At 58.8% G+C, this 23,851-nt stretch carries 20 protein-coding genes; 8 read left to right on the top strand and 12 right to left on the bottom strand.

Annotation, left to right across the window (positions count from 1 at the left end; translation table 11 throughout):
* Nucleotides 1-141: 141 nt before the first annotated feature.
* A complete protein-coding gene (locus tag Q1J88_RS02410; RefSeq protein ID WP_301115804.1) occupies nt 142-1,329 on the bottom strand; it encodes an acyl-CoA dehydrogenase in 1,188 nt (395 codons plus the stop codon).
* A gap of 103 nt (nt 1,330-1,432) precedes the next feature.
* Between Q1J88_RS02410 and Q1J88_RS02405 the strand changes: the two genes are divergently transcribed.
* Nucleotides 1,433-2,335, top strand: coding sequence for a LysR substrate-binding domain-containing protein (locus Q1J88_RS02405; protein ID WP_301115803.1), 903 nt, complete (start codon nt 1,433-1,435; stop codon nt 2,333-2,335).
* On the opposite strand, the gene purU is transcribed toward Q1J88_RS02405, so the two are convergent.
* The 4 genes from purU to Q1J88_RS02385 form a co-directional block, all read right to left on the bottom strand.
* Complete coding sequence (gene purU, locus Q1J88_RS02400; protein WP_301115811.1) at nt 2,328-3,182, bottom strand: formyltetrahydrofolate deformylase; 855 nt, start codon at nt 3,180-3,182, stop codon at nt 2,328-2,330. The two genes, Q1J88_RS02405 and purU, sit on opposite strands and share 8 nt — an antisense overlap.
* 36 nt (nt 3,183-3,218) lie before the next feature.
* A complete protein-coding gene (locus Q1J88_RS02395) occupies nt 3,219-3,743 on the bottom strand; it encodes a flavin reductase family protein (RefSeq protein ID WP_301115802.1) in 525 nt (174 codons plus the stop codon).
* 6 nt (nt 3,744-3,749) lie between these two features.
* Entirely contained in the window at nt 3,750-4,382 is a 633-nt protein-coding gene (gene pdxH, locus Q1J88_RS02390; protein WP_301115801.1) for a pyridoxamine 5'-phosphate oxidase, read from the bottom strand.
* 83 nt (nt 4,383-4,465) lie between these two features.
* Entirely contained in the window at nt 4,466-5,116 is a 651-nt protein-coding gene (locus Q1J88_RS02385) for a gamma-glutamylcyclotransferase (RefSeq protein WP_301115800.1), read from the bottom strand.
* A gap of 135 nt (nt 5,117-5,251) precedes the next feature.
* Here Q1J88_RS02385 and Q1J88_RS02380 point away from each other — a divergent pair, with 135 nt between their 5' ends.
* Nucleotides 5,252-6,112, top strand: a complete 861-nt coding sequence (locus tag Q1J88_RS02380; RefSeq protein ID WP_301115799.1) for a tRNA threonylcarbamoyladenosine dehydratase — start codon at nt 5,252-5,254, stop codon at nt 6,110-6,112.
* A 13-nt stretch (nt 6,113-6,125) separates the two neighbouring features.
* On the opposite strand, the gene uvrA is transcribed toward Q1J88_RS02380, so the two are convergent.
* Entirely contained in the window at nt 6,126-11,882 is a 5,757-nt protein-coding gene (gene uvrA / locus Q1J88_RS02375) for an excinuclease ABC subunit UvrA (RefSeq protein ID WP_301115798.1), read from the bottom strand.
* A gap of 117 nt (nt 11,883-11,999) precedes the next feature.
* Here uvrA and Q1J88_RS02370 point away from each other — a divergent pair, with 117 nt between their 5' ends.
* Together Q1J88_RS02370 and Q1J88_RS02365 are read left to right on the top strand one after the other, a co-directional pair.
* Nucleotides 12,000-12,128 (top strand): hypothetical protein, encoded by a 129-nt coding sequence (locus Q1J88_RS02370; RefSeq protein ID WP_301115797.1) that lies wholly within the window; start codon nt 12,000-12,002, stop codon nt 12,126-12,128.
* Between the two features lie 131 nt (nt 12,129-12,259).
* Nucleotides 12,260-13,246 (top strand): glycosyltransferase family A protein, encoded by a 987-nt coding sequence (locus Q1J88_RS02365; RefSeq protein WP_301115796.1) that lies wholly within the window; start codon nt 12,260-12,262, stop codon nt 13,244-13,246.
* A gap of 77 nt (nt 13,247-13,323) precedes the next feature.
* On the opposite strand, the gene Q1J88_RS02360 is transcribed toward Q1J88_RS02365, so the two are convergent.
* Entirely contained in the window at nt 13,324-13,818 is a 495-nt protein-coding gene (locus Q1J88_RS02360; RefSeq protein ID WP_301115795.1) for a hypothetical protein, read from the bottom strand.
* Between the two features lie 104 nt (nt 13,819-13,922).
* Here Q1J88_RS02360 and ettA point away from each other — a divergent pair, with 104 nt between their 5' ends.
* Both ettA and Q1J88_RS02350 read left to right on the top strand, forming a co-directional pair.
* Nucleotides 13,923-15,596, top strand: a complete 1,674-nt coding sequence (ettA, locus tag Q1J88_RS02355; protein ID WP_301115794.1) for an energy-dependent translational throttle protein EttA — start codon at nt 13,923-13,925, stop codon at nt 15,594-15,596.
* A gap of 272 nt (nt 15,597-15,868) precedes the next feature.
* Nucleotides 15,869-16,096, top strand: coding sequence for a glycine zipper 2TM domain-containing protein (locus Q1J88_RS02350; RefSeq protein ID WP_301115793.1), 228 nt, complete (start codon nt 15,869-15,871; stop codon nt 16,094-16,096).
* A 75-nt stretch (nt 16,097-16,171) separates the two neighbouring features.
* Here Q1J88_RS02350 and minE read toward each other — a convergent pair whose 3' ends face one another.
* The 4 genes from minE to Q1J88_RS02330 form a co-directional block, all read right to left on the bottom strand.
* A complete protein-coding gene (minE, locus tag Q1J88_RS02345) occupies nt 16,172-16,444 on the bottom strand; it encodes a cell division topological specificity factor MinE (RefSeq protein WP_301115792.1) in 273 nt (90 codons plus the stop codon).
* A gap of 1 nt (nt 16,445) precedes the next feature.
* Nucleotides 16,446-17,261: a septum site-determining protein MinD gene (minD, locus tag Q1J88_RS02340; RefSeq protein WP_301115791.1), complete on the bottom strand. Its 816-nt coding sequence runs from the start codon at nt 17,259-17,261 to the stop codon at nt 16,446-16,448.
* 105 nt (nt 17,262-17,366) lie between these two features.
* Nucleotides 17,367-18,215, bottom strand: coding sequence for a septum site-determining protein MinC (minC, locus tag Q1J88_RS02335; protein ID WP_301115790.1), 849 nt, complete (start codon nt 18,213-18,215; stop codon nt 17,367-17,369).
* Nucleotides 18,215-19,972: a glutamine--tRNA ligase/YqeY domain fusion protein gene (locus Q1J88_RS02330; protein ID WP_301115789.1), complete on the bottom strand. Its 1,758-nt coding sequence runs from the start codon at nt 19,970-19,972 to the stop codon at nt 18,215-18,217. The genes minC and Q1J88_RS02330 overlap by 1 nt, the downstream gene beginning before the upstream one ends.
* A gap of 112 nt (nt 19,973-20,084) precedes the next feature.
* Between Q1J88_RS02330 and Q1J88_RS02325 the strand changes: the two genes are divergently transcribed.
* Entirely contained in the window at nt 20,085-21,422 is a 1,338-nt protein-coding gene (locus Q1J88_RS02325; protein ID WP_301115788.1) for a cytochrome ubiquinol oxidase subunit I, read from the top strand.
* Nucleotides 21,422-22,522 carry a cytochrome d ubiquinol oxidase subunit II gene (locus tag Q1J88_RS02320; protein ID WP_301115810.1) on the top strand — a complete coding sequence of 367 codons (1,101 nt, stop codon included), beginning with the start codon at nt 21,422-21,424 and terminating at the stop codon, nt 22,520-22,522. Before Q1J88_RS02325 ends, Q1J88_RS02320 begins: the two co-directional genes overlap by 1 nt.
* On the opposite strand, the gene Q1J88_RS02315 is transcribed toward Q1J88_RS02320, so the two are convergent.
* The gene (locus tag Q1J88_RS02315; protein ID WP_301115787.1) at nt 22,475-23,851 is read right to left on the bottom strand and encodes an ATP-binding protein; all 1,377 of its coding nucleotides are present in this window, start codon (nt 23,849-23,851) and stop codon (nt 22,475-22,477) included. The genes Q1J88_RS02320 and Q1J88_RS02315 overlap by 48 nt on opposite strands.

Here is a 23,851-nt window from a genome sequence, read left to right as displayed (position 1 = left end):
TTGCTCGAGAACACGGGGAATACCCTAAATACGATTGGTATTCGGTGATGCCCGAAAAAAAGCCCGCCTGGAAAAGGCGGGCATTGTGATGCTGGTGCTCTGCGGGTAAATCAACCGGTGCAGTTGCGCACCTTGTGTGTTTTAGCAGAAGGCCTGAATCCCGGTTTGTGCACGACCCAGAATGAGGGCGTGGACATCGTGGGTACCTTCGTAGGTGTTTACGACTTCGAGGTTGACCAGGTGACGTGCTACGCCGAACTCGTCGGAAATACCGTTGCCACCAAGCATGTCGCGAGCCATGCGGGCAATGTCCAGGGCCTTGCCGCAGGAATTACGCTTCATGATGGACGTGATTTCAACGGCAGCCGTACCTTCGTCCTTCATGCGGCCCAGACGCAGGCAGCCTTGAAGACCCAGCGTGATTTCGGTTTGCATGTCGGCAAGTTTCTTCTGGATCAGCTGGTTGGCAGCCAGGGGGCGACCAAACTGCTTGCGGTCGAGCGTGTACTGGCGGGCGGTGTGCCAGCAGTCCTCTGCGGCGCCCAGGGCACCCCAGGCGATACCGTAGCGGGCCGAGTTCAGGCAGGTGAACGGGCCGCGCAAACCGGTGACGCCGGGCATCATGGCGTCGGCTGGCACTTCGACTTCGTCCATCACGATTTCGCCGGTGATGGAGGCCCGCAGGCCGACCTTGCCGTGGATGGCAGGGGCGCTGAGACCCTTGAGGCCTTTTTCAAGGATGAAGCCGCGGATCTTGCCGTCGTCTTCGCCGCCCACCACTTTTGCCCAGACAACGAATACGTCGGCGATAGGCGAGTTGGTAATCCACATCTTGTTGCCGGTGAGCTTGTAGCCACCGTCGATCTTGACCGCGCGGGTTTCCATGCTGCCCGGGTCCGAGCCGTGGTTGGGTTCCGTCAGGCCAAAGCAGCCTATCCATTCGCCAGTAGCCAGCTTGGGCAGGTATTTCTGTTTTTGCTCTTCGGTGCCGAACTCGTTGATGGGAACCATGACCAGCGAAGACTGCACGCTCATCATCGAGCGGTAGCCGGAGTCGATACGCTCGACTTCGCGGGCGATCAGGCCATAGCATACGTAATTGAGGCCCGAGCCACCGTAAGCTTCGGGAATGGTAGGCCCAAGCAGCCCGAGCTCACCCATTTCCGTGAAAATGGAAGGATCGGTTTTTTCGTTGCGGAAAGCTTCGAGCACGCGCGGTGCGAGCTTGTCCTGAGCGTAGGCACGGGCAGCTTCACGCACCATGCGCTCGTCTTCGGTTAGCTGCGAGTCTAGTAAAAGGGGGTCTTCCCAGTTGAAGGACGCGGACATAGTTTGCTCCGTATGGAATATGTTTAGGTTTAAACTATCATAATGTGATTTAACCGCACAGCGCAATTGATAAAAACGCACAACATAGTGCAATTTACGAACCATGAGACACGGCATTCCCAACCTGGGTGCATTGCAGGCTTTTGAAGCCACCGCGCGCCTGGGATCTTTCTCTCGAGCTGCCGAAGAACTCTCGCTGACACATAGTGCGGTGTTCAGGCAGGTGACAAGTCTCGAGGAGCGCCTTGGCGTGCAGTTGTTCACGCGTATCCGGCGGCGAGTGGCATTGACAGATGCCGGTGCCGAATACGCGGCACGGGTTCGTCACCATCTGGAGCAGCTGGAAAAGGATACGACCGGCCTGATTTCACGTGCCGGTCTGGGGCGCAGCCTGCACATTGCAGTTTTGCCCACCTTGGCGACAACCTGGCTGGTACCGCGCCTGCCTGATTTTCAACGGCATCACCCCGATATTTCGGTAAGCCTGTCAGTGCGGACGCGACCGTTCCAGTTCAACGACCATCCTTTCGACGCCGCGGTATATCACGCGTCCCAGCTATGGCCGGGCACTTCCGGCTTCAAGCTGTTTGACGAAAAAGAACTGGTGCCCGTGTGCACGCCCGGGGTAAAGGCGGTAATAGACGCGCATCCGGAGGGTATGGGCGGCGTCGCCCATTTGCACATGATGTCGCGCCCGGACGTGTGGCGGCAATGGTATCGGGAGCAGAAGCGCGATTGCCCGCCCTCGGTGGGTGCGGGGCCTCGCTACGAGCTGTTCACCATGCTGCTGGCGGCGGCCCATGCCGGAATGGGAGTCGCGCTGGTGCCGGGGTTTCTGGCCCGGCAAGCGCTCGCTTCCGATGCGCTGACCATGGCGCATGAAGGCGTACTGCCGGTACGCGAAGCGTATTACTTCAGCTATCCGGCGCAGGACGAGCCTTCGGAAGCCCTCTTGAGTTTCGAGTCGTGGTTGCGAGCGCAAGCCGACTCGACCATGTCTATTTGAATACGACGGTACGGTTGCCGTTGAGCAATATCCGATGTTCGACGTGGTTGCGCACGGCGCGCGCCAATACCAGCGATTCCACGTCGCTCCCGACCCGCGTCAATTGTTGCGCGCTCATGGAGTGGTCGACGCGTTCGACGTCCTGCTCGATGATGGGGCCCTCGTCCAGGTCCGACGTGACATAGTGTGCGGTGGCGCCAATAATCTTGACTCCGCGCGCATGTGCCTGGTGGTAGGGACGCGCGCCCTTGAAACTCGGCAGAAAGCTGTGGTGAATATTGATGGCACGGCCCGAAAGCGCCTCGCATAACTCGGGCGACAAGATCTGCATGTAGCGAGCCAGAACGACCAGGTCGACTTTGTGTTCTTCAACCAGATCCAGTATTTGCTGCTCTTGCTGGCGTTTGGTTTCAGCAGTTACAGGCAGATGGTGAAACGGTATGTCGTAAGCCGCCGCCATCGTGGAAAAATCGTTGTGATTCGACGCAACGGCTGCTATTTCTACCGGCAACTGCCCGCTGTGCGTGCGAAACAGCAGATCATTGAGGCAATGACCCTGGCGGCTGACCAGAATGAGCAGGCGAGCCTTCCGATTGGCATCGTGTATGCGCGCATCCATGCTGAAGCGTTCGGCAACCGAGGCGAAGCTTTCCTGCAATGATTCCACCGTCGCGGGCAATGGAAGCTTGAAATGAACGCGCAGGAAAAAGCGCTCTTCTTCGGTGTCTCCGAATTGCTGGGCGTCAACGATATTGCCGTGCAGGCCCAGAAGCCAGCCTGTCACGCTATGGACGATGCCTATGCGGTCGGGGCAAGACAAGGTAAGGATGAAATCGTTCATGGTCAGGCAAAAATGGCGTGGTCAGGGAAGCCGCACGCCGGGTTAATGATCAGACAAGGGTTGATTCGAAGGAGTCAGGTCAAAGTCGCCCGCATGGTACACCAGTGGCTGGTGAAAGGTACGCCCGCAGCGCTCGACCTGACCTATGAACAGAACGTGATCGCCGGCGTCGTGGCGGCAGACGTTATAGCACTCAAACCAGGCGGCGCAGTCTGTGGGTTCAAGCATCGGAACACCACTTGGCGAGCGGGAAAGCTCCACCCCCGAAAATCGCTCGGCCTGCGGGCCGCTGGCGAACTTTCTGGCCAACGGCAACTGGGTGGCTGACAGGACATGGATGACATAGCGTTGGCTGTGTTCAAAGTGCGCCAGCGATGCCGCCTTTTTGGCAAGAGTCCACGATACTAGCGGAGGGTCAAGAGATACCGAACTGAAGGAACTGATTGTCAGGCCGACAGGCCCGGTGTCGTCCTGCGACTGCGTCATGACGATCGTTACCCCGGACGGAAATCTGCCAAGTGCCGAGCGAAAGTAAGCGTCGTCGAAATCAGGAGCGTTAGCGGTCATACAATATCAGGGGGCCAGTCGCGTTATCTGCCACTGACCAAGGTCGTTTCGCTCGTATACCAGGCGATCGTGCAGGCGCGAAGGGCGTCCCTGCCAAAATTCGACTCTTTCAGGTACGAGTCGGTAGCCGCCCCAATGTGGGGGGCGGGAGGGTGACTCACCGAGGGACTCAGCGAGTTCCTGCGAGCGCCGTTCGAGTTCCTCGCGGCTGATGGGCTGGCTTTGGGGTGAAGCCCAGGCACCGATGCGTGAGCCCAGGGGCCGGGACTCGAAGTACAGATCCGATTCGTTGGGGCTTACTTTCTCGACCTTTCCTTCGAGCCGCACCTGGCGCTCGAGCTCGGGCCAGAAGAACAACAGGCTGGCATGGGGTTGGGCTGCCAGCTCTTGACCTTTGCGCGATTGGTAATTGGTAAAGAACACCAGCCCCTGGTCATCAATTCCCTTGAGCAGGACAATGCGCGCCGACGGTCGGCCGCCGGCGTCTGCGGTGGCCAGGGTCATGGCGTTGGGTTCAATTACATTGGCCTTGAGCGCCTCGTCAAACCAGACGGCGAACTGTTCCAGGGGCGTGGAAGCGAGCGAGTTCTCGAGCAAGACGCTTTTTTGATAGACCTGGCGGATATCGGCGATGGACATGAGATGTTGACAGGACGTGACGCTTTTAACGTCGAAAGGACTATTCTACCTGCTTGGCCGCCTGGCGGCTGACCTGCAATGCGTCAGCCTGCTGTCCTCGAAAGCGCTTTCAGCTCGCGAACCAGTGATTCCAGCTTTCGATCGTAGATACCCGCTTCTTCAAGCGCCTGTGCGGTTTCCAGCACGTATTCCGTGCAGGAACCGTAGGAGCCGTGGGCCTGACGCACGATTTCGACAAGTTGATCGTGGGTCAGGCCCCGGACATAGGCATCCTGATTGCGATCCATGACGAACGCCAGCGCCTGCACCGAACCGGAATCCGTGGCGCAGTTCAGCCACTTGGGCAAATAGGCCCCGCTGGGCATCTCACGTTTCCATAGAGCCGTGAGCGTGTGAGGGACGTCTTCGGCCGCAATGCGGAACACCATCCCGCGGCAGGAACCGCCCACATCGAGTCCGAAGACGAGCCCTGGGCGCTCGGGCGTGCCGCGATTGACACGTGACCACAGGCACAATGCGCGATGGTAGCCGCGCAGCAAGGAGGGCCTTCTTTCGCGGTAGTCAAACTCGGGCCGCCAGATAAGTGACCCATAGCCATACACCCATAAGTCATCCCGACCGTTCCAGTGTGCCAGGGCGGTGTCCAGCGAAGCCTGGCGTTGCTCTTCGGTTAAAAGGCGAAAAGTGGCACCGGATGAGGCGAACAGGGATTCAAGTGAGTCGGAAGCGGTCACGGCGGAAGATTGAACGACAAAGACCGGGCACGAGGGACAGGGCTGGGCCCGTGGTCTAATAACGGGGTTGGACAAACTCCAATTTTATACCTTGCCACCCGAAGCATTCCGGTCAAGACAGTATTTTTGCGACATATGAATATTTCTGAAACGCCCGGCCACGCCGATTTCGCTGCGGACGACGAGGCAGACATACAGCGTCGCTTCGGCGGCCTCGAACGGCTATACGGACCTCAGGTGCTGCGAAAGCTCGTGGGCGCGCATGTCGCGGTGGCAGGAATAGGTGGTGTCGGCTCGTGGTGCGTCGAGGCATTGGCCCGTTCCGGAGTTGGGTCGCTGACGCTCATCGACCTGGATCATGTTGCCGAATCCAACATCAATCGGCAGTTGCACGCGGTAACCGAGACGCTGGGGCAGGCCAAGATAAACGCAATGGCCGCCAGGGTGCGGGGTATCAACCCGCATTGCGTGCTGCACCTCATAGACGACTTCGTCACGCCGGACAATGTCAGCACTGTCCTGGCACCGGATCTGGACCTGATTATCGATTGCACGGACCAGGCCAGTGCCAAGATTGCCATGATTCTTGAGGCAAGACGTCGCAAGCTTCCTGTTGTTGTCTGTGGTGGTGCCGGTGGAAAGACAGATGTGCTGGCCCTGAAGGCGGGCGACCTTTCCGTTGCCGTCAATGACGCCTTGCTGTCAAAGCTGCGCAATACTCTCCGGCGTCACCACGGATATCCGAAAGGAGCCGATGCAAACGGCAAGGCCCTCAAGCGCGTCCCACGCATGGGCGTGCGAGTTCTGTGGTTCGATCAGCCGGCCATCTTGCCGCAGGAATGGACTGACCGTCAGCCGCGGGAACTCGGAGGCGCCGGCTTGCAAGGATTGTCATGCGCCGGATATGGATCCGCCGTGGCGGTGACAGCCTCCATGGGAATGGCTGCCGCTGCCGAAGCCATTCACTGGATCGGTCAGGGCCGCTTCGCCCGATAAGCGGCGTTCAGGTTTAAGCCTGCGACACTGCCGCATTGGCGGCTTGCATGAAATCCGCCAATACCGCTCCGGTATGAGAACGGTCTTTGAGTTCCATGATCTGTTCCGGTGTGCCCGCGGCCACCAGCCGGCCTCCGCCCGTGCCGCCTTCCGGACCCATGTCGATAATCCAGTCGGCCTCGGCTATTACATCCAGATTATGCTCAATGACCACCACGGTGTTGCCCGCCTCTACGAGTCGATGCAGCACGTGAGTCAGCTTTTCGACGTCCGCCATCGACAAGCCCACCGTTGGCTCATCCAGTACATAAAGCGTATGCGGGATTCGAGAGGCGCGCCCCGTCTTGATGACGCCGTCCGTCAGTCTGGCCTTGGTCAATTCGGTAACGAGTTTTATGCGTTGGGCTTCGCCACCCGAGAGTGTGGGTGAAGGCTGACCCAGCGTCAGATAGCCCAACCCCACATCCTGCATGAGACGAAGCGGACGCAGAATACGCGAATGCGCGGCAAAGTAGTCGATGGCGTCATCGACTTCAAGCTTCAGGACTTCACCCGCGTTCTTGTCTGCCCAGGTCACATTCAGCGTATCCTGATTGAATCGCTGACCGTTGCAGGCATCACAGAGAACCTTCACGTCTGGCAGGAAGCTCATTTCGATGGTACGCAGACCTTGCCCTTCGCACACGGGGCATCGGCCCTCGCCAGTATTGAACGAGAACCTTGCAGCGGTCCAGCCGCGTACACGTGCGTCGCGTGTCTCAGCAAACAGTTTGCGTACGTCGTCCCAGAATCCGACATAGGTGGCCGGGCAGGACCGTGGGGTCTTGCCAATGGGGGTCTGGTCCACCTCCAGGACCCGATCGATCGGCTCCCAGCCTTCGATGGATACACACCCTTGCCATGCCGGCGCAGTGCGGGTTGAGACCGCAGGGGCGAGATTATCCAGCATGACATCGCGGGCCAGGGTTGATTTCCCGGAACCTGATACGCCAGTCACCACACTGAGGCGGCCAATCGGGATCTGCACATCGACGTTGTGCAGATTGTGCAAATAGGCGCTTCGAATGGTCAGCATCGGCGTGTCCTGTTCGATGGGACGCCGGGCCTGCAAAGGGTGCACCAGAGGGTGCCGGAGATATTTGCCGGTCAGGGAATCGGGGGCATCCATGATTTCGTCCACGGTCCCTTGCGTGACGATGCGGCCACCGCGCACGCCGGCTCCCGGTCCGATATCGATGACATGGGACGCACGCCGGATCGTGTCTTCGTCGTGCTCGACCACCACCAGCGTATTGCCGTTCTTTTCGAGCTGGCTCAAGGCGTTGAGCAGTATTCGATTGTCGCGGGGGTGCAGGCCGATGGTGGGCTCATCCAGTACATAGCACACACCTTGCAGGTTGGAGCCCAACTGGGCTGCCAGGCGAATGCGCTGAGCCTCGCCGCCCGACAGTGTGGGTGCCGCACGATCCAGAGCCAGGTAGCCCAGCCCTACCTCCTGCATGAAATCCAGGCGGCTGCGGATTTCGGTGAGTATGTCGCGGGCGATTTCGTCCTCACGGCCGCGTGTCACCAGCGAACGGAAGAACGTATGGGCATCCGAGACGGATAGTGCCGCCAGTTTCGCTATTGAGCGGTCGCGCCACAGGAATGCGCGTGCCACGCGGTTCAGGCGTTCTCCGTCGCATGTGGGGCAAGTATTGGCAGGCCCTTCGTACCAGTCGTTCCAGTTTGTTTCTTCTCCGGTCTGCTCGGCATCGAAACCTTTCAGTTGCAGGCCTGTGCCGAAACAGCCGGGGCACCACCCATGTTTGGAGTTGTACGAGAAGAGCCGCGGGTCAGGTTCAGGGAAACTGGTGCCGCAACAGGGGCAGGCCCGCTTCACTGAAAAGCTGAGCGTCTGCTGCATTGATCCGGTCAGACCCGCTGCACGTCTTGCTTCGATGGACGCATCGCTTTCCGTTGTCAGGTCTGGCAGTACAGTGATGGTGCCATGCCCATGTTCCAGTGCCTGGCGTATGGCCTGACGCAACTGCATCTCATCGCGTGCATCGACGACCAGATCGGCAATCGGCAGCTCAATCGTATGTTCCTTGTAGCGGTCCAGGCGCTGCCAGGGTGTTACGGGAATGAACTCGCCGTCTACGCGCAGGTGGGTGTGACCCTTGCCGGCAGCCCATTTTGCCAGGTCGGTGTAGTACCCTTTGCGCGCTGTCACCAGCGGCGCCAACAGGCCGATGTGCCTGCCTTTGTAGTCTCGCAGAAGTTGCGCAGCGATCTGTTCGGCAGTTTGGGGCTGGACCGGGACATTGCAGTCGGGACACATCTGTGTGCCCAGTTTGACATACAGCAGGCGCAGAAAGTGGTGAATCTCGGTCATGGTGGCCACCGTAGACTTTCGGCCGCCGCGACTGGTGCGCTGCTCGATGGCCACGGTGGGAGGAATGCCGTAAATTGCGTCGACGTCGGGCTTGCCGGCGGGCTGGACTATCGCTCGTGCGTAGGCGTTGAGAGATTCCAGATATCGCCGTTGACCCTCATTGAACAGTATGTCAAACGCGAGTGTTGACTTGCCAGACCCTGATACTCCGGTTATTACCGTGAACGTTTCGCGCGGTATCGAGACGTCGATTCCCTTGAGGTTGTGTTCGCGAGCGTTGACGATATCGATGCTTGCGTGGGTCGCCTGACCGCGACGCAATACCGATTGCAGCGGTGTGCCGCGCTCGTCCAGATACGCCGCTGGGGCCTCGGTAACGGTATTTGCAGCAGATACTACGCCGGCATCCGAAGAAAGCACGTCTTCTGCGTAGCGACGCAGAGCTTTTCCGGTGTGCGAGTTTTCGTTTTGCATCAGTTGCTGGGGCGTTCCGATACCTACCACGCGCCCGCCCGCGTCCCCGCCGTCGGGACCGAGGTCGATCAGCCAGTCGGCCGCCCGAATGACATCCAGATTGTGCTCAATGATCAACAGCGAATGTCCGGCAGCAAGTAGCTTGCGAAAGGCCCGCATGAGCCGGGCAATATCGTCAAAGTGCAACCCGGTTGTGGGTTCGTCGAACAGGAACAGGCTGCCTTTCTTGGCGACCTTGGCCGTAGAAATCCCTCCGCGAGCGGCTGTGGCAAGATGGCCGGCCAGCTTCAGCCTTTGAGCTTCGCCTCCCGAAAGCGTAGGCACAGGTTGTCCCAGGCGCACATACTCCAGACCGACATCGGCAAGCGGAGCCAGGCCATACTGCACGTCTCGCAGCCCGGCAAAAAAGTCCAGCGCTTCGCTGACAGTCATGTCCAGTACGTCATCGATGGATGCGCTTCGGCCCAGATGCTCGACGCGGACCTCAAGCACTTCGGGCCGGAATCGCTTGCCGTCGCAATCCGGGCAGCGCAGGTAGACGTCGGACAGGAACTGCATCTCGACGTGTTCAAATCCGGTGCCACCGCAGGTCGGGCAGCGTCCGTCGCCGGTATTGAAGCTGAACGTGCCGGCAGTGTAGCCCCGTTCCTTTGCAAGGGGTGCCTGCGCGAAAAGCTTGCGGATGGCATCGAACGCTCCTACGAAACTGGCGGGGTTCGAGCGGGCAGTTTTGCCGATAGGGGTCTGGTCAACCATGACAACGTCGGCAATCTGGTCGGCACCCAGCAGGTGACGATGCGGACCCGGCGCCTCTACCGGCTTGCCTTGCTGTTTGAGCAGTGCAGGGTACAGGACGTCTTGCACAAGAGTGGATTTTCCCGACCCCGACACACCTGTCAGGCAAACAAGACGACCCAGCGGGATAGAGACCGAGATGTCCTTGAGATTGTTTGCGGTGACCCCTTCCAGCAATAAGCGGGGCGTGTTGTCAGCAACCGGCATAGGTCGAGGCGCTTCAACCACCAGCTTGCCTGCCAGGTAATCGCCGGTCAGGGTGTGACTCTCGCGCAAGGTTGCGGGGGTGCCGTCAAATATGATTTGTCCCCCACGTTCTCCGGGACCGGGGCCGATATCCATGATGCGATCAGCCGCCGCCATGACTTGTGGATCATGTTCGACGACGACCAGCGTATTGCCATTGTCACGAAGCCGGTGCATGACCTGCACGATGCGGTGGATGTCCCTGGGATGCAGTCCGATGGACGGCTCGTCCAGAACGAATAGCGTGTTGACCAGCGACGTGCCCAGTGCCGTGGTGAGATTGATGCGCTGAACCTCTCCACCGGACAACGTGCGGCTTTGGCGGTCAAGCGAAAGATATCCCAATCCCACATCGCACAGGAACTTCAGGCGAGACCGGACCTCATCCAGCAGCAGCCCGATCGCGGCATCCATTCTTTCGCCAAAGGTCAGCGTATCGAAGAAGTCCCGCACCCGCTCGACGGGCAGGCGCATGAGGTCATGTATGCCCAAACCGGGCAGGGCGTCCAGCTGCTCCTGAGACCACCGGGCATGTACCGGCTTGAATCGGGGATAGCCCTCGTCGGTCGCGATGGGGTTATCGCCCAGGCGCCACAAGGTGGCGTCCGGCTTGAGCCTCGAGCCGTCACAAGCCGGGCAGGGCGTATAGTTGCGATACTTGGAAAGCAAGACGCGCACGTGCATCTTGTAGGCACGTGATTCCAGCCAGTCGAAGAAACGTTGCGCGCCATACCACTGTGTCTTCCATGCGCGTGGTCCGCCTTTCCAGTCGGGATCGCCGCCGATCACCCACTCTTTTTCGGCGTCCGACAGGTCGCGCCACGGAACATCCAGACGCACGCCCGCAGAAGGTGCGTATTGCTCCATCTCGGTCTGGCATTCCCCATAGCTTTTGGTTTGCCAGGGCTTTATCGCACCTTGGCGCAGCGACTTCTTTTCATCTGGAACCACCAGTCCGTAGTCGATGCCCATGACTCGTCCGAAGCCACGGCATGCTTCGCAGGCACCCAGCGGAGAATTGAAGGAGAAGGTGCTGGGCAGCGCCTGGGAATATTCAATATTGCAGTGCGCGCAATGCAGGCGATTGCTGAAGCGCCAGGCAGTTTCCGGCGCGTCGGACGATTGAGAAGCATAGACTGTCAGATGGCCATTGCCCTGTCGCAATGCTGCATCCAGTGCTTCCATGACACGCCCGGTTTCGGCGTTCCTCATGCGAAAACGGTCCTGGATGACGTGCAGGACGCGCAGTTTCCCGGCCGGGCCGGCCGACTTCGCACCGGCCTTTCCGCGCTTGCGTGCAGCGGCCTGCGGCGCTGCGGCTACAGTCTCTTCATGATGGATACGGGTGTAGCCCTGCTGGTTCAGGTATCCGACGACTTCATCTTCGGTGAAATTGTCCGGAATGGTCACGGGGAAGGTGATGATCAGGCGGGGGTCGTCGGCGGCAGACAGTTCCTTCAGACTGGCATGGATGGATTCCGGGGTGTCTCTTTCCACTCGCCTTGCGCAGCACCGGCAATATAGTTGGCCAAGCCGCGCGTAGAGCAGTTTGAGGTGATCGTTCAGTTCAGACATGGTGCCAACCGTGCTGCGCGAGTTGCGCACCGGGTTGACCTGATCAATCGCTATCGCCGGCAAAATGCCTTCTATGCGGTCGACCTGGGGTTTGTCCATGCGATCCAGAAACTGACGCGCATAGGGCGAGAAGGTTTCCACATATCGCCGCTGGCCTTCTGCATAAAGCGTGTCAAAGGCCAAGGAGCTTTTGCCTGAGCCGGAGACTCCGGTCAATACGGTCAGTTCGCCGGTATTGATGGTGACGTCGAGATTCTTGAGATTGTTCTGGCGTGCGCCGAAGATGCGGATGTTTGAACTCATGGGAATATGGTAGACCTTTGGCACCCAGGCTGTCTTGACACCGGACGTTTTGAGCGGGTTTCTCGTTTACGGTAGAATAAGGGGTTTTTCAAGAAGTCTATTTTACGGGAGCCGTCAATGGCAGAAATCAAACGTACGCGCCGCAACACGCTTGAGCGCCGTTGCCTGGGCAAGGCCTTTAAGCGCCTTTTTGTCAATTCGCCCAAGGGCGTTTTCAAGATGCTCGAGAAGGTGAAGCGCGCTTAATCTGTGTCTTCATGTTGCAAAGGCAAAAAAACCATGAGTTTTGTACTCATGGTTTTTTTTTGGGCCTATGATGGGGCCATACATGCGGACGGGCATGCGACACCTATTGATGATGCATAACGAAAATAACTATGTCCTATCGGCGCCATCTTTTTACGGTACTGACTCCCACTTATAACCGAGCGCATACACTGGCTAGGGTTTACGATTCTCTGGCGGAGCAGACGTTCCAGGATTTCGAATGGTTGGTGGTAGACGATGGCTCTACCGACAACACACGCGATCTGGTCATGGCCTGGCAACAACAGGCGAGCTTTCCAATCCGATACGAGTGGCAGCCCAATGGCCACAAGAAGGCCGCGTTCAACCGCGGCGTACGAGAGGCACGCGGCGAGCTCATTGTTGCACTCGACAGCGACGACAGTCTGGATATGAATGCCTTGTATGTCATGGCCCAGGCTTGGAACGCGATGGATCCGGCAGAGCGCTCGACTTTCGTGGCCATTACAGGCTTATGTGCCCGACCTGACGGGCATATTGTGGGAGACATGTTCCCGGCAGACGTGTTCGACACGACCGCCATCGACATGTTTTTCAAGCATCACGTCAAAGGCGAAAAATTTGGCTGCATGCGAACCGACGTGTTGCGACGATTCCCGTTTCCGGAGGATATTCCGGGTTTTGTTCCTGAAAGCCTCGTGTGGAGGGCGATGTCCAGGGCGGGTTATCGCACCCGATTCCTGAACCAGGTGTTTCGCGTGTACTACGAAAGTACCAGTGGAACCGGAGACACCCTTACCAGCAGCAGCCGTACGACCGGGGGCGCGCCGCATGCCCAGGGGCTGTGGTTGCTTGCCCACGACACGGTGGCCAAGTGTCTGCCGTGGTTCCGGTACAGGCCGCAAGAGTTTTTTGCTGCTGCGGCACGCTACACGCGATTCGCGCTGCATGTCAGACGAAACGGCCAGGAACTTCCAAAAGGTCGACACCTCTCGGGTCTATGGAGCCGTGTGCTCGTTGCGCTGATGTGGCCTGCAGGTGTTGCCCTGTATTTGCGCGACATACGCGCTGCGCGCCCGCAGGCCGTGGGCATCAAGGCCAGGGCGGGAAGACATTAGTGTCTGCATGCCCCGGGCGGAAGTGATGTGCTTCAGCGCCCAGGTCGTTACTGCCGGCCGGTCGAAAAAACAAGGGCTTAGTGCAAGGTGGGCGGCTGGGTCGGCTCATCGCTGGCCGGGTCGTCTTCGGCTTCGTCCTGGTCGTCGTCGGGAGGGGGAGGTTCGCTGCCCAGGGCAAAAGGCAACATGGTGCTGAGGTCGTCGCTCCATGCCACCTCATCGCCTTCTTCATCGACCTTGATGAACCGCACACCTTCGATGTCGGACAACTGGATTGCCCACAGGTACTTGCACTGGTAGATATCACCGTCTTCTATCTTGAGCCCACCCTTGTGGCCGATGATGCGAGAACCCCGCCCACCCACCTGGACGGTGACCAGATCGCGTGCGTCTTCGTTGGTTTCGAGCGGAACCGCAAATACCACCCATTCGAAGCCGGTTTCTTCGGCGTCGACCACCTCGGCAAGCACCGGCTTGCCCATATATGCGCTGAGGGCGTCGGCAGTTCGGCCAAGCATGTCGAGTTCGTCGGAGGTAAAGACGAGAGGGGCGTCGTGATCGGGCGTGGGCATGATGAATAACCAGAAGGACAGGCCTCATTTTAGTTCAAGTCGGCTTTATTTCGACTCTCGGCCTACAATCATTCTTTTCCAAGTTTCTCCACTATATAGAAGTCATGGCCCAATACGTCTACACAATGAACCGGGTCGGCAAGATCGTGCCTCCCAAGCGTCAGATCTTGCGCGACATTTCCTTGTCCTTTTTCCCCGGCGCCAAAATTGGCGTACTGGGACTGAACGGTGCAGGGAAGTCGACTTTGTTGCGCATCATGGCCGGCGTCGATCGCGAGATCGAAGGTGAAGCGATTCCGATGCCCGGTATCAAGATCGGCTACCTCGAGCAGGAACCGGTGCTCGATGCCGAGCATACAGTCCGTGAGTCGGTTGAAGAAGGCTTGGGCGAGCTCTTTTCTGCTCGCAAACGGCTTGACGAAGTGTACGCGGCCTACGCTGAACCCGATGCAGATTTTGACGCTCTGGCTGCAGAACAGGCAGAACTCGAGGCAATCATCGCCGCCGCTGCCTCAAGCGGTTCAGATGACATCGAGCTGCAAATGGATATTGCCGCTGACGCCTTGCGACTGCCTCCCTGGGATGCCAGGATCGGCAATCTGTCCGGCGGTGAAAAGCGTCGCGTAGCGCTGTGTCGATTGCTGTTGTCCAAGCCCGACATGCTCTTGCTGGACGAGCCCACCAACCACCTTGATGCCGAAAGCGTCGAGTGGCTCGAACAGTTTTTGCGCAAGTTTCCGGGCACGGTTGTGGCGGTTACTCACGATCGTTATTTTCTTGATAACGCCGCCGACTGGATACTTGAGCTTGATCGTGGTCATGGCATTCCATGGAAGGGTAATTACACGTCCTGGCTCGAGCAAAAGGATCAGCGCCTAAAGCAGGAAGAGGCCGCCGAGTCGGCGCGTCAGCGGACCATCAAGAAAGAGCTTGAATGGGTCCGGCAGAATCCCAAGGGTCGTCAGGCCAAGGCCAAGGCCCGGCTCTCACGCTTCGAGGAACTGTCTTCACACGATTACCAGAAGCGCAACGAGACCCAGGAAATCTTCATTCCCGTGGCCGAGCGTCTGGGAAATGAAGTCATCGAATTCAATAATGTCTCGAAAGGCTTTGGCGACCGCCTCCTGATCGATAACCTCAGCTTCCGGGTGCCGCCGGGTGCCATCGTGGGCATCATCGGTCCTAACGGCGCCGGCAAGTCCACACTGTTCCGCATGATCGCCGGCAAGGACACTCCGGATTCCGGCGAGGTCAAGATCGGACAGACGGTTCAACTGGCGTACGTGGATCAGTCCCGCGAAGCGCTGCCCGACGAAAAGACTGTGTTCGAGGCCCTGTCCGACGGGGCGGACCTGATTACGGTCGGCAAGTTCGAGATGTCTTCTCGCGCGTATCTTGGCCGCTTCAACTTCAAGGGTAGCGACCAGAACAAGCGGGTGGGCAACTTGTCGGGCGGAGAGCGCGGGCGTTTCCATCTGGCGAAAACGCTTATTTCTGGCGGCAACGTGTTGCTTCTGGACGAACCGTCAAACGACCTTGACGTCGAGACGCTGCGTGCGCTGGAAGACGCCCTGCTCGAGTTCGCCGGCAGTGTTATGGTCATCAGCCACGACCGCTGGTTCCTGGATCGTATCGCCACGCATATTCTGGCGTTCGAGGGCGATTCCCAGGTCGTGTTCTTTGACGGCAACTATCAAGAGTACGAGGCCGACAAGCGCCAGCGACTCGGCGAAGAGGCCGCCAAGCCGCGTCGCATACGCTACAAGCCCCTGAAGTAGTGTTGTTTGGACGTCAGCTATTTGTAAGCTGGACCGTACGCTTTTCACAATTCGATGCTAATTTTTACCGCTGAATATTTGGGCAGGCCGGCGGCCTGCCCGTCCCGTGCAGAGGTAGACCTTTGAGCCGGCACGATTTTTGCTGACCCACTGTCAAGGCCCCGCCGAGTGTCAGGGATACAGTTATTTCGCATGCTAACAATTGTGCCCGAACACTCCAGAACATACGGGTTAAGGTTGATCCAACACTGTTAAAAACACGGGAGTTCACCATGAATACGCGTCAAATTGCCAAGTGGATGGCCATCGGTCTGGTAGCGGTTGCCAGTGCGGGCTGTTCGTCCTGGGATACGATGAGCAGCCGCCAAAAAGGAGCGGTCACGGGAGCCGGCGTCGGCGGTGTGGCCGGAGCCGTCATCTCCAATGGTGGTGTGCTGGGAACCGTTGGCGGGGCAGCCATCGGTGGCGTCATCGGCGACCAGATCGGCAAAAACCGCTAATCCATATCGGGTAAGCAAAACGCCGCCTTGGCTGCAAGCCGAGGCGGCGTTTTTATTGCGCATATTGCGCCGGGATCAGGAGCTGGTGGCCTCAGCGCCTGCCTGGGGCATTTCGATCTTGACCTCGAGCACTTCAAGCGAGTTCTGGCGTTCAAGGTTGACTTTGATGTCTTCAGGGTTGATTTTGACGTAACGCGAAATCACCTCGACCAGTTCTTTCTGCAGCTGGGGCAGGTAATCGGGACCTTTTCCGGTTCCGCGTTCATTGATCAGAATGAGTTGCAGGCGGTCTTTGGCCACGCTGGCCGAAGTTTTCTTTTGCCCGAGCAGGAAAGACAGAAACGACATATTACTTGCCTCCGAAAAGGCGCTTGAAAAGGCCTGGTTTCTCGTAGTCGACGAAGCGCAAGGGGAGGTCTTCACCCAAGTAGCGACCCACGACGTCCTGGTAGGCCATGGCTACGTCGCTGTCGCGGATATGTATGGCCGGAATACCTTGGTTGGAAGCCTGAAGCACCGATTCGGATTCAGGAATGACTCCGATCAGCTTGATGCGCAGGATGTCTTCAACGTCTTGCAGTGACAGCATCTCACCGTCGGCGACGCGCTTGGGATGATAGCGGGTAAGAAGCAGGTACTCTTTGATGGGCTCCTGGCTGCTGACCGCACGGTGCGATTTGGCCGACAGAATGCCCAGAATGCGGTCGGAGTCTCGCACCGACGATACTTCCGGGTTGGTGACGACAATGGCATCGTCTGCAAAGTACGAGGCCATGAGCGCGCCGGTTTCAATGCCTGCAGGCGAATCGCACACAATGTATTCAAAGCCCATGTCCTTGAGGTCGTTAAGGGTCTTTTCAACGCCTTCTTTGGTGAGGGCTTCTTTGTCACGCGTTTGCGAAGCCGGCAAGATATAGAGGTTCTCGAGCTGCTTGTCGCGGATAAGCGCCTGGTTGAGCGTGGCTTCTCCCTGAATCACGTTGACGAAATCGTACACGACCCGACGCTCGCAACCCATGATCAGGTCCAGATTGCGCAAACCGACGTCGAAGTCGATGACGACGGTTTTATGGCCGCGCATGGCCAGACCAGACGAAAAACTGGCGCTGGTGGTCGTTTTACCAACCCCGCCTTTTCCGGATGTCACCACAACGATGCGTGTCATGATGGTTGAGTTCCTCTAGTTATAAATCCCGTAATCGTAAAGCAAAACAGCTTCAGATTGCCGCGACTTGGCGTTAATTGAATAAAGGCTTGGCAACAAAACTTGTCATCCCGCTTTGGAATTCAGTGCGGTAATGCGCAGGGTTTCATCTTCGAGCTGCACGATGGCTGCCTGATTGTGCAGTCCATCTTCGAGTTTGGTTTCGATCACCCGGTATACGCCGGCTATCGCTACCAGCTCGGGGTCGAGCTGTGTCGTGAAAATGCGTGCCGAGGTGTCGCCACGTGCGCCGGCCATGGCCTTGCCGCGCAAGGGGCCATAAACGTGAATATTGCCGTCAGCAATAACCTCGGCACCCTGGCCGACCACCCCGATGACGATCAGGTCGGTATCTCGGGCATAAACCCTTTGCCCCGAGCGCAATTGGCGATTGATGATCATGGCGGCCGGTGCGACTGTCGGAGCCGGAGCGACCTGTTCAACCTTGGGACTTGTTGCGGCGGGAGCAGCAGGCGACACCACAGGGACTTCGGCTTCGGGCGCCGGTGTGCTGGCAGGCCGGGCCGGCGGACTGGAAAGGTCAACCTGGGCCAGGCCGCAGGCGCCGGCGGCCTCAAGCGCGGCTCCTTCCGCTACGACTCCAATGGGATGCAGGCGGTGGTCGCGCAGGGCCTTTACCAGGGCTGGCCAGTCGATGGCTTCGGTGATTCCGGAAGCGTCGATGACCACGGGCTCATTTTCGAAGAACGAGCCTGCGTCGTGCATGCGCTGGTCAAGCGCTGCAATGAGCGCGCTGGTATCGGCGCTATGAAGCACGACTCGCAGTGCATAGAGTGCTGCGCTCTTGAAGTCGAGTGCGGGGGCGCCTTTTGCAGCCGCGCCAGCTGGGCTGTTACCCGAGCTTTTCGCAGATTCGGCATTGCGCTCGTCGGGAGTAGGGGCGGACTTGCTCATCATTTAACCCAGGTATCGCGAAGAGTGGTGCTGCGGTTGAATACCGGCCGTTCGACTGTGGAGTCGTGGCGATCGGCGACAAAATAACCGAGGCGTTCGAACTGCCAATAGTTTTCGGGCACAGCCTGAATGCCGGGTTCAATCCAGGCCTGGATTGTCTGGAAAGAATCTGGATTGATGGCGTCAAGAAAATTCTTGTCGCCGCTGTCGGGGTGAGGGTCGGTGAACAGCCGGTCGTACAGCCGGACTTCGGCGGCAACGGCATGCTCGACACTTACCCAGGTTATGTTGCCCTTGACCCTGACGGAGTCTGCCCCCGGGGTGCCGCTTTTTGTGTCAGGCAGGTACTCGGCATGCACCTCGACCACGTTGCCGTCGGCATCCTTGACACATCCCGTGCATCGAACCACGTAGCCGTACTTGAGCCTTACCATATTGCCCGGGAAGAGGCGGAAATATTTTTTGGGTGGATCTTCGCGGAAATCGTCTTTCTCGATCCATAGCTCGCGCGAGAAAGGGAACTCGCGACGACCGGCATCGGGATCGTGCGGGTTACGCGGCGCGGAGCAGATTTCGCTTTGGCCTTCCGGGTAATTGGTGATGACCAGTTTAAGGGGATCAAGCACGGCCACGCGGCGCTCGGCCTTCGGGTCGAGATCATCGCGCAGAGCTTGTTCGAGCACGCTGTAATCAATGCGGGAGTCTGCCTTTGATACGCCCAGACGTTCACAGAACAGACGAATCGATGCCGGCGTGTAACCACGGCGACGCAAGCCCGCCAGGGTCGGCATGCGAGGGTCGTCCCATCCGGCCACGTGGCCACCCCGAACCAGCTCAAGCAGCTTGCGCTTGCTGGTGACCACATAACTGAGATTAAGTCGCGCAAACTCGATCTGTTGTGGTAGCGGCCGCTGCAGGTGACCAAGGTCGGCGAGCTTTTCGAGTGTCCATTCGTAGAAGGGACGCTGGTCTTCAAATTCGAGGGTGCAGAAGCTGTGGGTGATGCGCTCGAGAGCGTCTTCGACAGGGTGCGCCCAGGTATACATCGGGTAGATGCACCAGTCGTTTCCGGTGCGATGGTGCGCAGCATGGCGGATGCGGTAGATGACCGGGTCGCGCATGTTCATATTGGGTGACCCCATGTCGATCTTGGCTCGCAAGGCCATGGCGCCATCAGGATGCTTGCCGGCTTTCATTTCTTCGAACCGCAGCAGGGATTCTTCAACGGGTCGGTTACGCCACGGAGAATCGGTTCCCTTCTCGGTAAGGGTGCCGCGGGTTTCGCGCATCTGCTCCGGGGACTGTTCGTCGACGTAAGCGTCGCCGGATTTGATCAGTGCCCGTGCGAATTCGTACATGAAACCAAAGTAGTCGCTGGCGAAGTACAGGTTTTCTTCGTTGTCGTACTTCCAGTCGAATCCCAGCCATTGCACTGCCTCGATAATGGCACGGACGTATTCGTCTTCTTCCTTTTCGGGGTTGGTGTCGTCGAAGCGCAAATGACAGGCACCCTGGTAGTCGAGCGCCAGCCCAAAATTGATGCAGATGCTTTTTGCATGCCCTATGTGCAGATAGCCATTGGGCTCGGGGGGAAAGCGTGTGCGGATGCGGGCTGTGTCGACTTTGCCTTCTTGCTGGACGCTGGCGGGCCCCGGACGTCCTGCCCAGAGCTTGCCGGCGTAGCGGCCGTCAGCGAGGTCGCGTTCTATGATCGTGCGAAGGAAGTTGGAGGTAGAAGGTGTCGGTGCAGCGGTCATTGGTCAGGTTGAGACAGAAAAATCATGCAAAGTAAGCATTTTGCCATGTTCGCATTTATTTGCCTGTTCCGGTACACAAAATCGGCAATCAGGCTCTAAACTAGCGGACATTATGAATACGACCGTCTGGCTTTCTCAAGTCCAGTCCCTCGTAAGCCTGGGGTTCATCTCGCTTTTCCTGGTGCTCGAGCTGGGCCTGGTCTGGGCACTGCTCTTGTTCAAGATTGCGAACCACTTTACCCAAGGCAACGCGTGGATGCTTGCCTACAGGTTCTGGGTGCGTGTGTATGCCCTGGCCGCGATTGTCGGGCTCGCGGCCTGCGTGCCCCTGCTCATTCAGGTCGGAAGCCTCTGGCCAGGACTGCTTGATCGCATTGGCGATGTGTCAGGGCCGTTGCTGGCGGCGGCGATTCTAACCACTTTTGTCGTCAAGTCGTGCTTTACGGGGGCCATGTTGTTTGCGCAGCGCGGCCTGTCGGATCTGGCTCATACGGGGGTGGTTCTGATGGTGGCCCTGGGTACCACCCTGGCCGTCTTCTGGGCGCTATCGCTCTTCGGATGGATGCAGACGCCGGCAGGTGTCGGTTTCCTCAACGGCAAGTATTACGTCACCAGCTGGTACGAAGTCGTGTTCAATCCCTCGGCGGGATGGCTGCTGTTGCTGGCGCTGTCGGTGTCGGGCATGACTGTGGCGTTCCTGATGCTTGGCGTGACTGCACGAAAGGCCGCCAGCTTGCCGGCTGACGACAGCGCTCGCCATACTTTCCGCACCGGCATTGTCACGGGCTTGTTATCCGTCCTGGTTTTTGCGGTTGCCATTGCGGGTTATGGACGCTTGGTAACCGAGCATCAGCCCGCCAAGGCCGCAGCGACTTCCGCGTATTGGCAGAGCAACACGCCGACCGATTTGCCGCTCATCGGCTGGCCCGACGAGCGTGAGTCCCGGACCCGCGGCGAAGTGTCGTGGCCCGAGGCCGGTACCCGATGGCTGGGTCACGATAACGCTGGAAATCCTCTCGGGCTGGATCGGTTCTCGGGCATGCACCCGCCGGTTGCCCTGACCTTCTGGTCTTTTCGCCTGACGGTGATCGTTTCGGTCCTGATGGTTATTGCCGCGTGCGGCGGCATGTGGTGCATGCGTCGCAAATATATCGAGCACGGTGACATGCCCGCCGGCTGGCGCCATATGTTTTCGGGCCTGACCATGCTGGGCTGGCTGGCCACGGTGGCTCTGGTCTGTCATGTGCTGGCCGGCCTGGCTCCTTTTGTCGTCAACCAGACTGTCACTTTTCTGGAAGTCGCCGCGTCGGTCAAACCCATGCATCTGGTCTTTGGAATAGCCGCTCATCTTGTGGTGTATGCCGTCCTGTTGGCGGGCTTTTTTCATCTGCTGCGTCACGGAATGCAGTACGGAGTTGTCCCCGTGGCACGTCGTAGAGGTCGGGCATGATCGTCGATACCCTGGTCGAGCTGCTGGGTTTTAGTGCAGAAGATCCCGCCTTCTGGATGCCTCTGGTATTTATGGGTCTGTTGTTCAGCATTATTGTTGCGGCAGTGGTGCTGGACGGATTTGACATCGGGGTGGGGTGCCTGACCCTGTTCGCGCCGGCACAGATGCGTCCGCGCATGCTGGCCTTGCTTGGCCCCTGGCGGGATGCCAACGAATTCTGGCTGTTCCTGGGCCTTGGCGTCTTTATTGCTGCCTTTCCCAATGCCTGGGGTGCGGTCATGGGGCAGCTTTATGCGCCTTTATGCCTGCTGGCCTTGGGCGTGCTTTTGCGCACCGTTGCCTTCGAGTTTCGTTTGCGCTCGCCCATCGGTATGCAGCAGCGGTGGATTATCGCTTTCGGTTTGGGTTCCCTGATGACTGCGCTGTCTCATGGGCTGCTTCTGGCACGAGTGGTGGTTGCCTATCGCACCGGAGGTGGTTATCTGGCCTACAGCCTTTTCGTGGCAGCGTGTTGCCTGGCCGCCTATTGCTTGCTGGGTGCCACCTGGTTGATCATGCGGGAGCAGGGCGCAATACGTCTGTTGGCCGTGTTCTGGGGCCGCCGTGCCGTGCGCTGGACAGCTGCGGGCGCTGTCGCGGTGTCCGTGGTTCTGGCGTTTGCCAACACAGGTGTGTTTCTCAAGTGGAGCGACGGTCCGCAATGGACGTTGGTGGCCTTGTTGTGGCTGGTGCTGCTGTTGTGCTTTGTCACTATCGAACTGAGCCTTCAGCGCATGGTCACGCATAGCGACCGCATGACGCTGCTGCCTTTTTCGGCGACACTCGTCACCATGCTCGTGGTGTTGGGAGGGCTCTTTTACAGCTTCTTCCCGTATCTCGTGCTCGATGACATCACGATCTGGGACGGCTCTGCGTCGGTGGATTCGCTTCGTCTGATACTCGCTGCTGCCGTGGTGGCGATGCCGGTGGCGCTGATATTCAATATCTGGGTGTACTGGCGAATGTTCGGGCTGTCTCGTCCGCCAGAGCCGCCCGCATTGAAGCAGGCAGACTCACGACAGCAAGGGCAGGCTGACCACCACCTTCAGTCCTCCCGATAAAGCATCTTCCAGCGACAGGGTACCGCCGTGTGCCCGGGCTATCGAGTTGCAAAGGGCCAGACCCAAGCCGACCGAACCGGTCAGGGTTCGCGCCTCATCCAGGCGCGAGAAGGGCCTGAGCGCTTCAGTTCGACGTTCCAGGGTTATGCCCGGCCCATGGTCCACCACCGTAATGCAGGCCTGCGATCCACTGGTGCTCAAGCCGATCTCGATGGGCGGCGCGCCGTAATTCATGGCGTTGGTAATCAGGTTGTCCAGCAGCCGTCCCAGGGCCAGTCCGTCCCCTCGCACCCTGAGACCATGCGCAATGGGGTGGAGCAATCGTACTTCGCTTGCCGCGCTTTCCCATGTGCCCGCGTGTTCTTGCAGCCAGTCGCCCAGATCCATTTCGATGAACTGGTAATTGGTGGGGTCGGTGCCACGCACAAAACCAATGAACTGGTCGACCATGCGCTGCATATCCTGCAAATCGTGGCGCAGGCCTTCTTTCAGGTGAGCCTCGTCCATCATTTCGATGCGCAACCACATTCTGGATAGAGGGCCTTTGAGATCGTGCGGCAGGCCGGCCAGAAGTGTGCGTCTGACTGCTTCGGATTCGTTCAATGCGTCCAGCATGGCATTGAAGCGTTCGCCCAATGCCCGGGTTTCACTGGGCCCGGCCGGAATGACGCGCTGGGGCTGTCCGGCGGCAAGCTGATCGGCTGCCTTGGCCAAGTTTGTCAGCGGCCGCGTAATATGCCAGGAAAACGCGGCAGAAATCAACAAAATAATGCCCATGCCCGCCAGCCAGATCGCAATCAGCGGGGTCGCTACAGGCGGTGATAGCTTGTCAAGCGGGATGACCAGCCACTCGCGGGTTGCCATTGCTGCAGCATCCGTGTGTTCGTCGGGCTGCAACGAAACGTAGATGCGCGGTGTGGAACCACGCGATAACGCCACGCGCGTACCATCATCCAGACGCGCATTCAAGGCGTCCACCAGCTTGCGCAAGTCGCGCCGCAGGTCATCGTGACGGGGTGTGTCGGGATCGGATGGCCGGGTCCGACGCTCAAGCCGGGCCCCGGAGGGCAAGGTGCGGGACCACAACCGCCATTCGTTGCGCGATGCATTGCGCACGAAATCGGCACGGGCTTCGGCTGGAATTTCGGCAAGGGCGGCCCGCAAGGTGCGGATGGTGGTTGAAACGATTTCGATGGTGACAGTTTCGGTGAACTGATTCCGAAAATAGCTCACAGACGCCATGGTGCCCGCCTGCACCAGCAGTATGGTGCCCAGCGTCAGAAGGATCAGGCGCGCACGCAGCGATCGGGGAAGTAATCGATGCAGCAT

This window comes from Pusillimonas sp. (genome assembly GCF_029263785.1).
Taxonomy (GTDB): Bacteria; Pseudomonadota; Gammaproteobacteria; order Burkholderiales; family Burkholderiaceae_B; genus Pusillimonas.
This window is presented reverse-complemented; position numbering and strand designations above follow the sequence as displayed.

Coding starts and splice junctions, on each gene's coding strand:
- Q1J88_RS02410 (WP_301115804.1), bottom strand. CDS start 1,329: ATGTCCGCGTCCTTCAACTGGGAAGACCCCCTTTTACTAGACTCGCAG.
- ettA (WP_301115794.1), top strand. CDS start 13,923: ATGGCCCAATACGTCTACACAATGAACCGGGTCGGCAAGATCGTGCCT.
- Q1J88_RS02395 (WP_301115802.1), bottom strand. CDS start 3,743: ATGACCGCTAACGCTCCTGATTTCGACGACGCTTACTTTCGCTCGGCA.
- Q1J88_RS02325 (WP_301115788.1), top strand. CDS start 20,085: ATGAATACGACCGTCTGGCTTTCTCAAGTCCAGTCCCTCGTAAGCCTG.
- pdxH (WP_301115801.1), bottom strand. CDS start 4,382: ATGTCCATCGCCGATATCCGCCAGGTCTATCAAAAAAGCGTCTTGCTC.
- Q1J88_RS02405 (WP_301115803.1), top strand. CDS start 1,433: ATGAGACACGGCATTCCCAACCTGGGTGCATTGCAGGCTTTTGAAGCC.
- uvrA (WP_301115798.1), bottom strand. CDS start 11,882: ATGAGTTCAAACATCCGCATCTTCGGCGCACGCCAGAACAATCTCAAG.
- minD (WP_301115791.1), bottom strand. CDS start 17,261: ATGACACGCATCGTTGTGGTGACATCCGGAAAAGGCGGGGTTGGTAAA.
- minE (WP_301115792.1), bottom strand. CDS start 16,444: ATGTCGTTTCTGTCTTTCCTGCTCGGGCAAAAGAAAACTTCGGCCAGC.
- Q1J88_RS02370 (WP_301115797.1), top strand. CDS start 12,000: ATGGCAGAAATCAAACGTACGCGCCGCAACACGCTTGAGCGCCGTTGC.
- Q1J88_RS02315 (WP_301115787.1), bottom strand. CDS start 23,851: ATGCTGCATCGATTACTTCCCCGATCGCTGCGTGCGCGCCTGATCCTT.
- minC (WP_301115790.1), bottom strand. CDS start 18,215: ATGAGCAAGTCCGCCCCTACTCCCGACGAGCGCAATGCCGAATCTGCG.
- Q1J88_RS02350 (WP_301115793.1), top strand. CDS start 15,869: ATGAATACGCGTCAAATTGCCAAGTGGATGGCCATCGGTCTGGTAGCG.
- Q1J88_RS02380 (WP_301115799.1), top strand. CDS start 5,252: ATGAATATTTCTGAAACGCCCGGCCACGCCGATTTCGCTGCGGACGAC.
- Q1J88_RS02365 (WP_301115796.1), top strand. CDS start 12,260: ATGTCCTATCGGCGCCATCTTTTTACGGTACTGACTCCCACTTATAAC.
- Q1J88_RS02330 (WP_301115789.1), bottom strand. CDS start 19,972: ATGACCGCTGCACCGACACCTTCTACCTCCAACTTCCTTCGCACGATC.
- Q1J88_RS02360 (WP_301115795.1), bottom strand. CDS start 13,818: ATGCCCACGCCCGATCACGACGCCCCTCTCGTCTTTACCTCCGACGAA.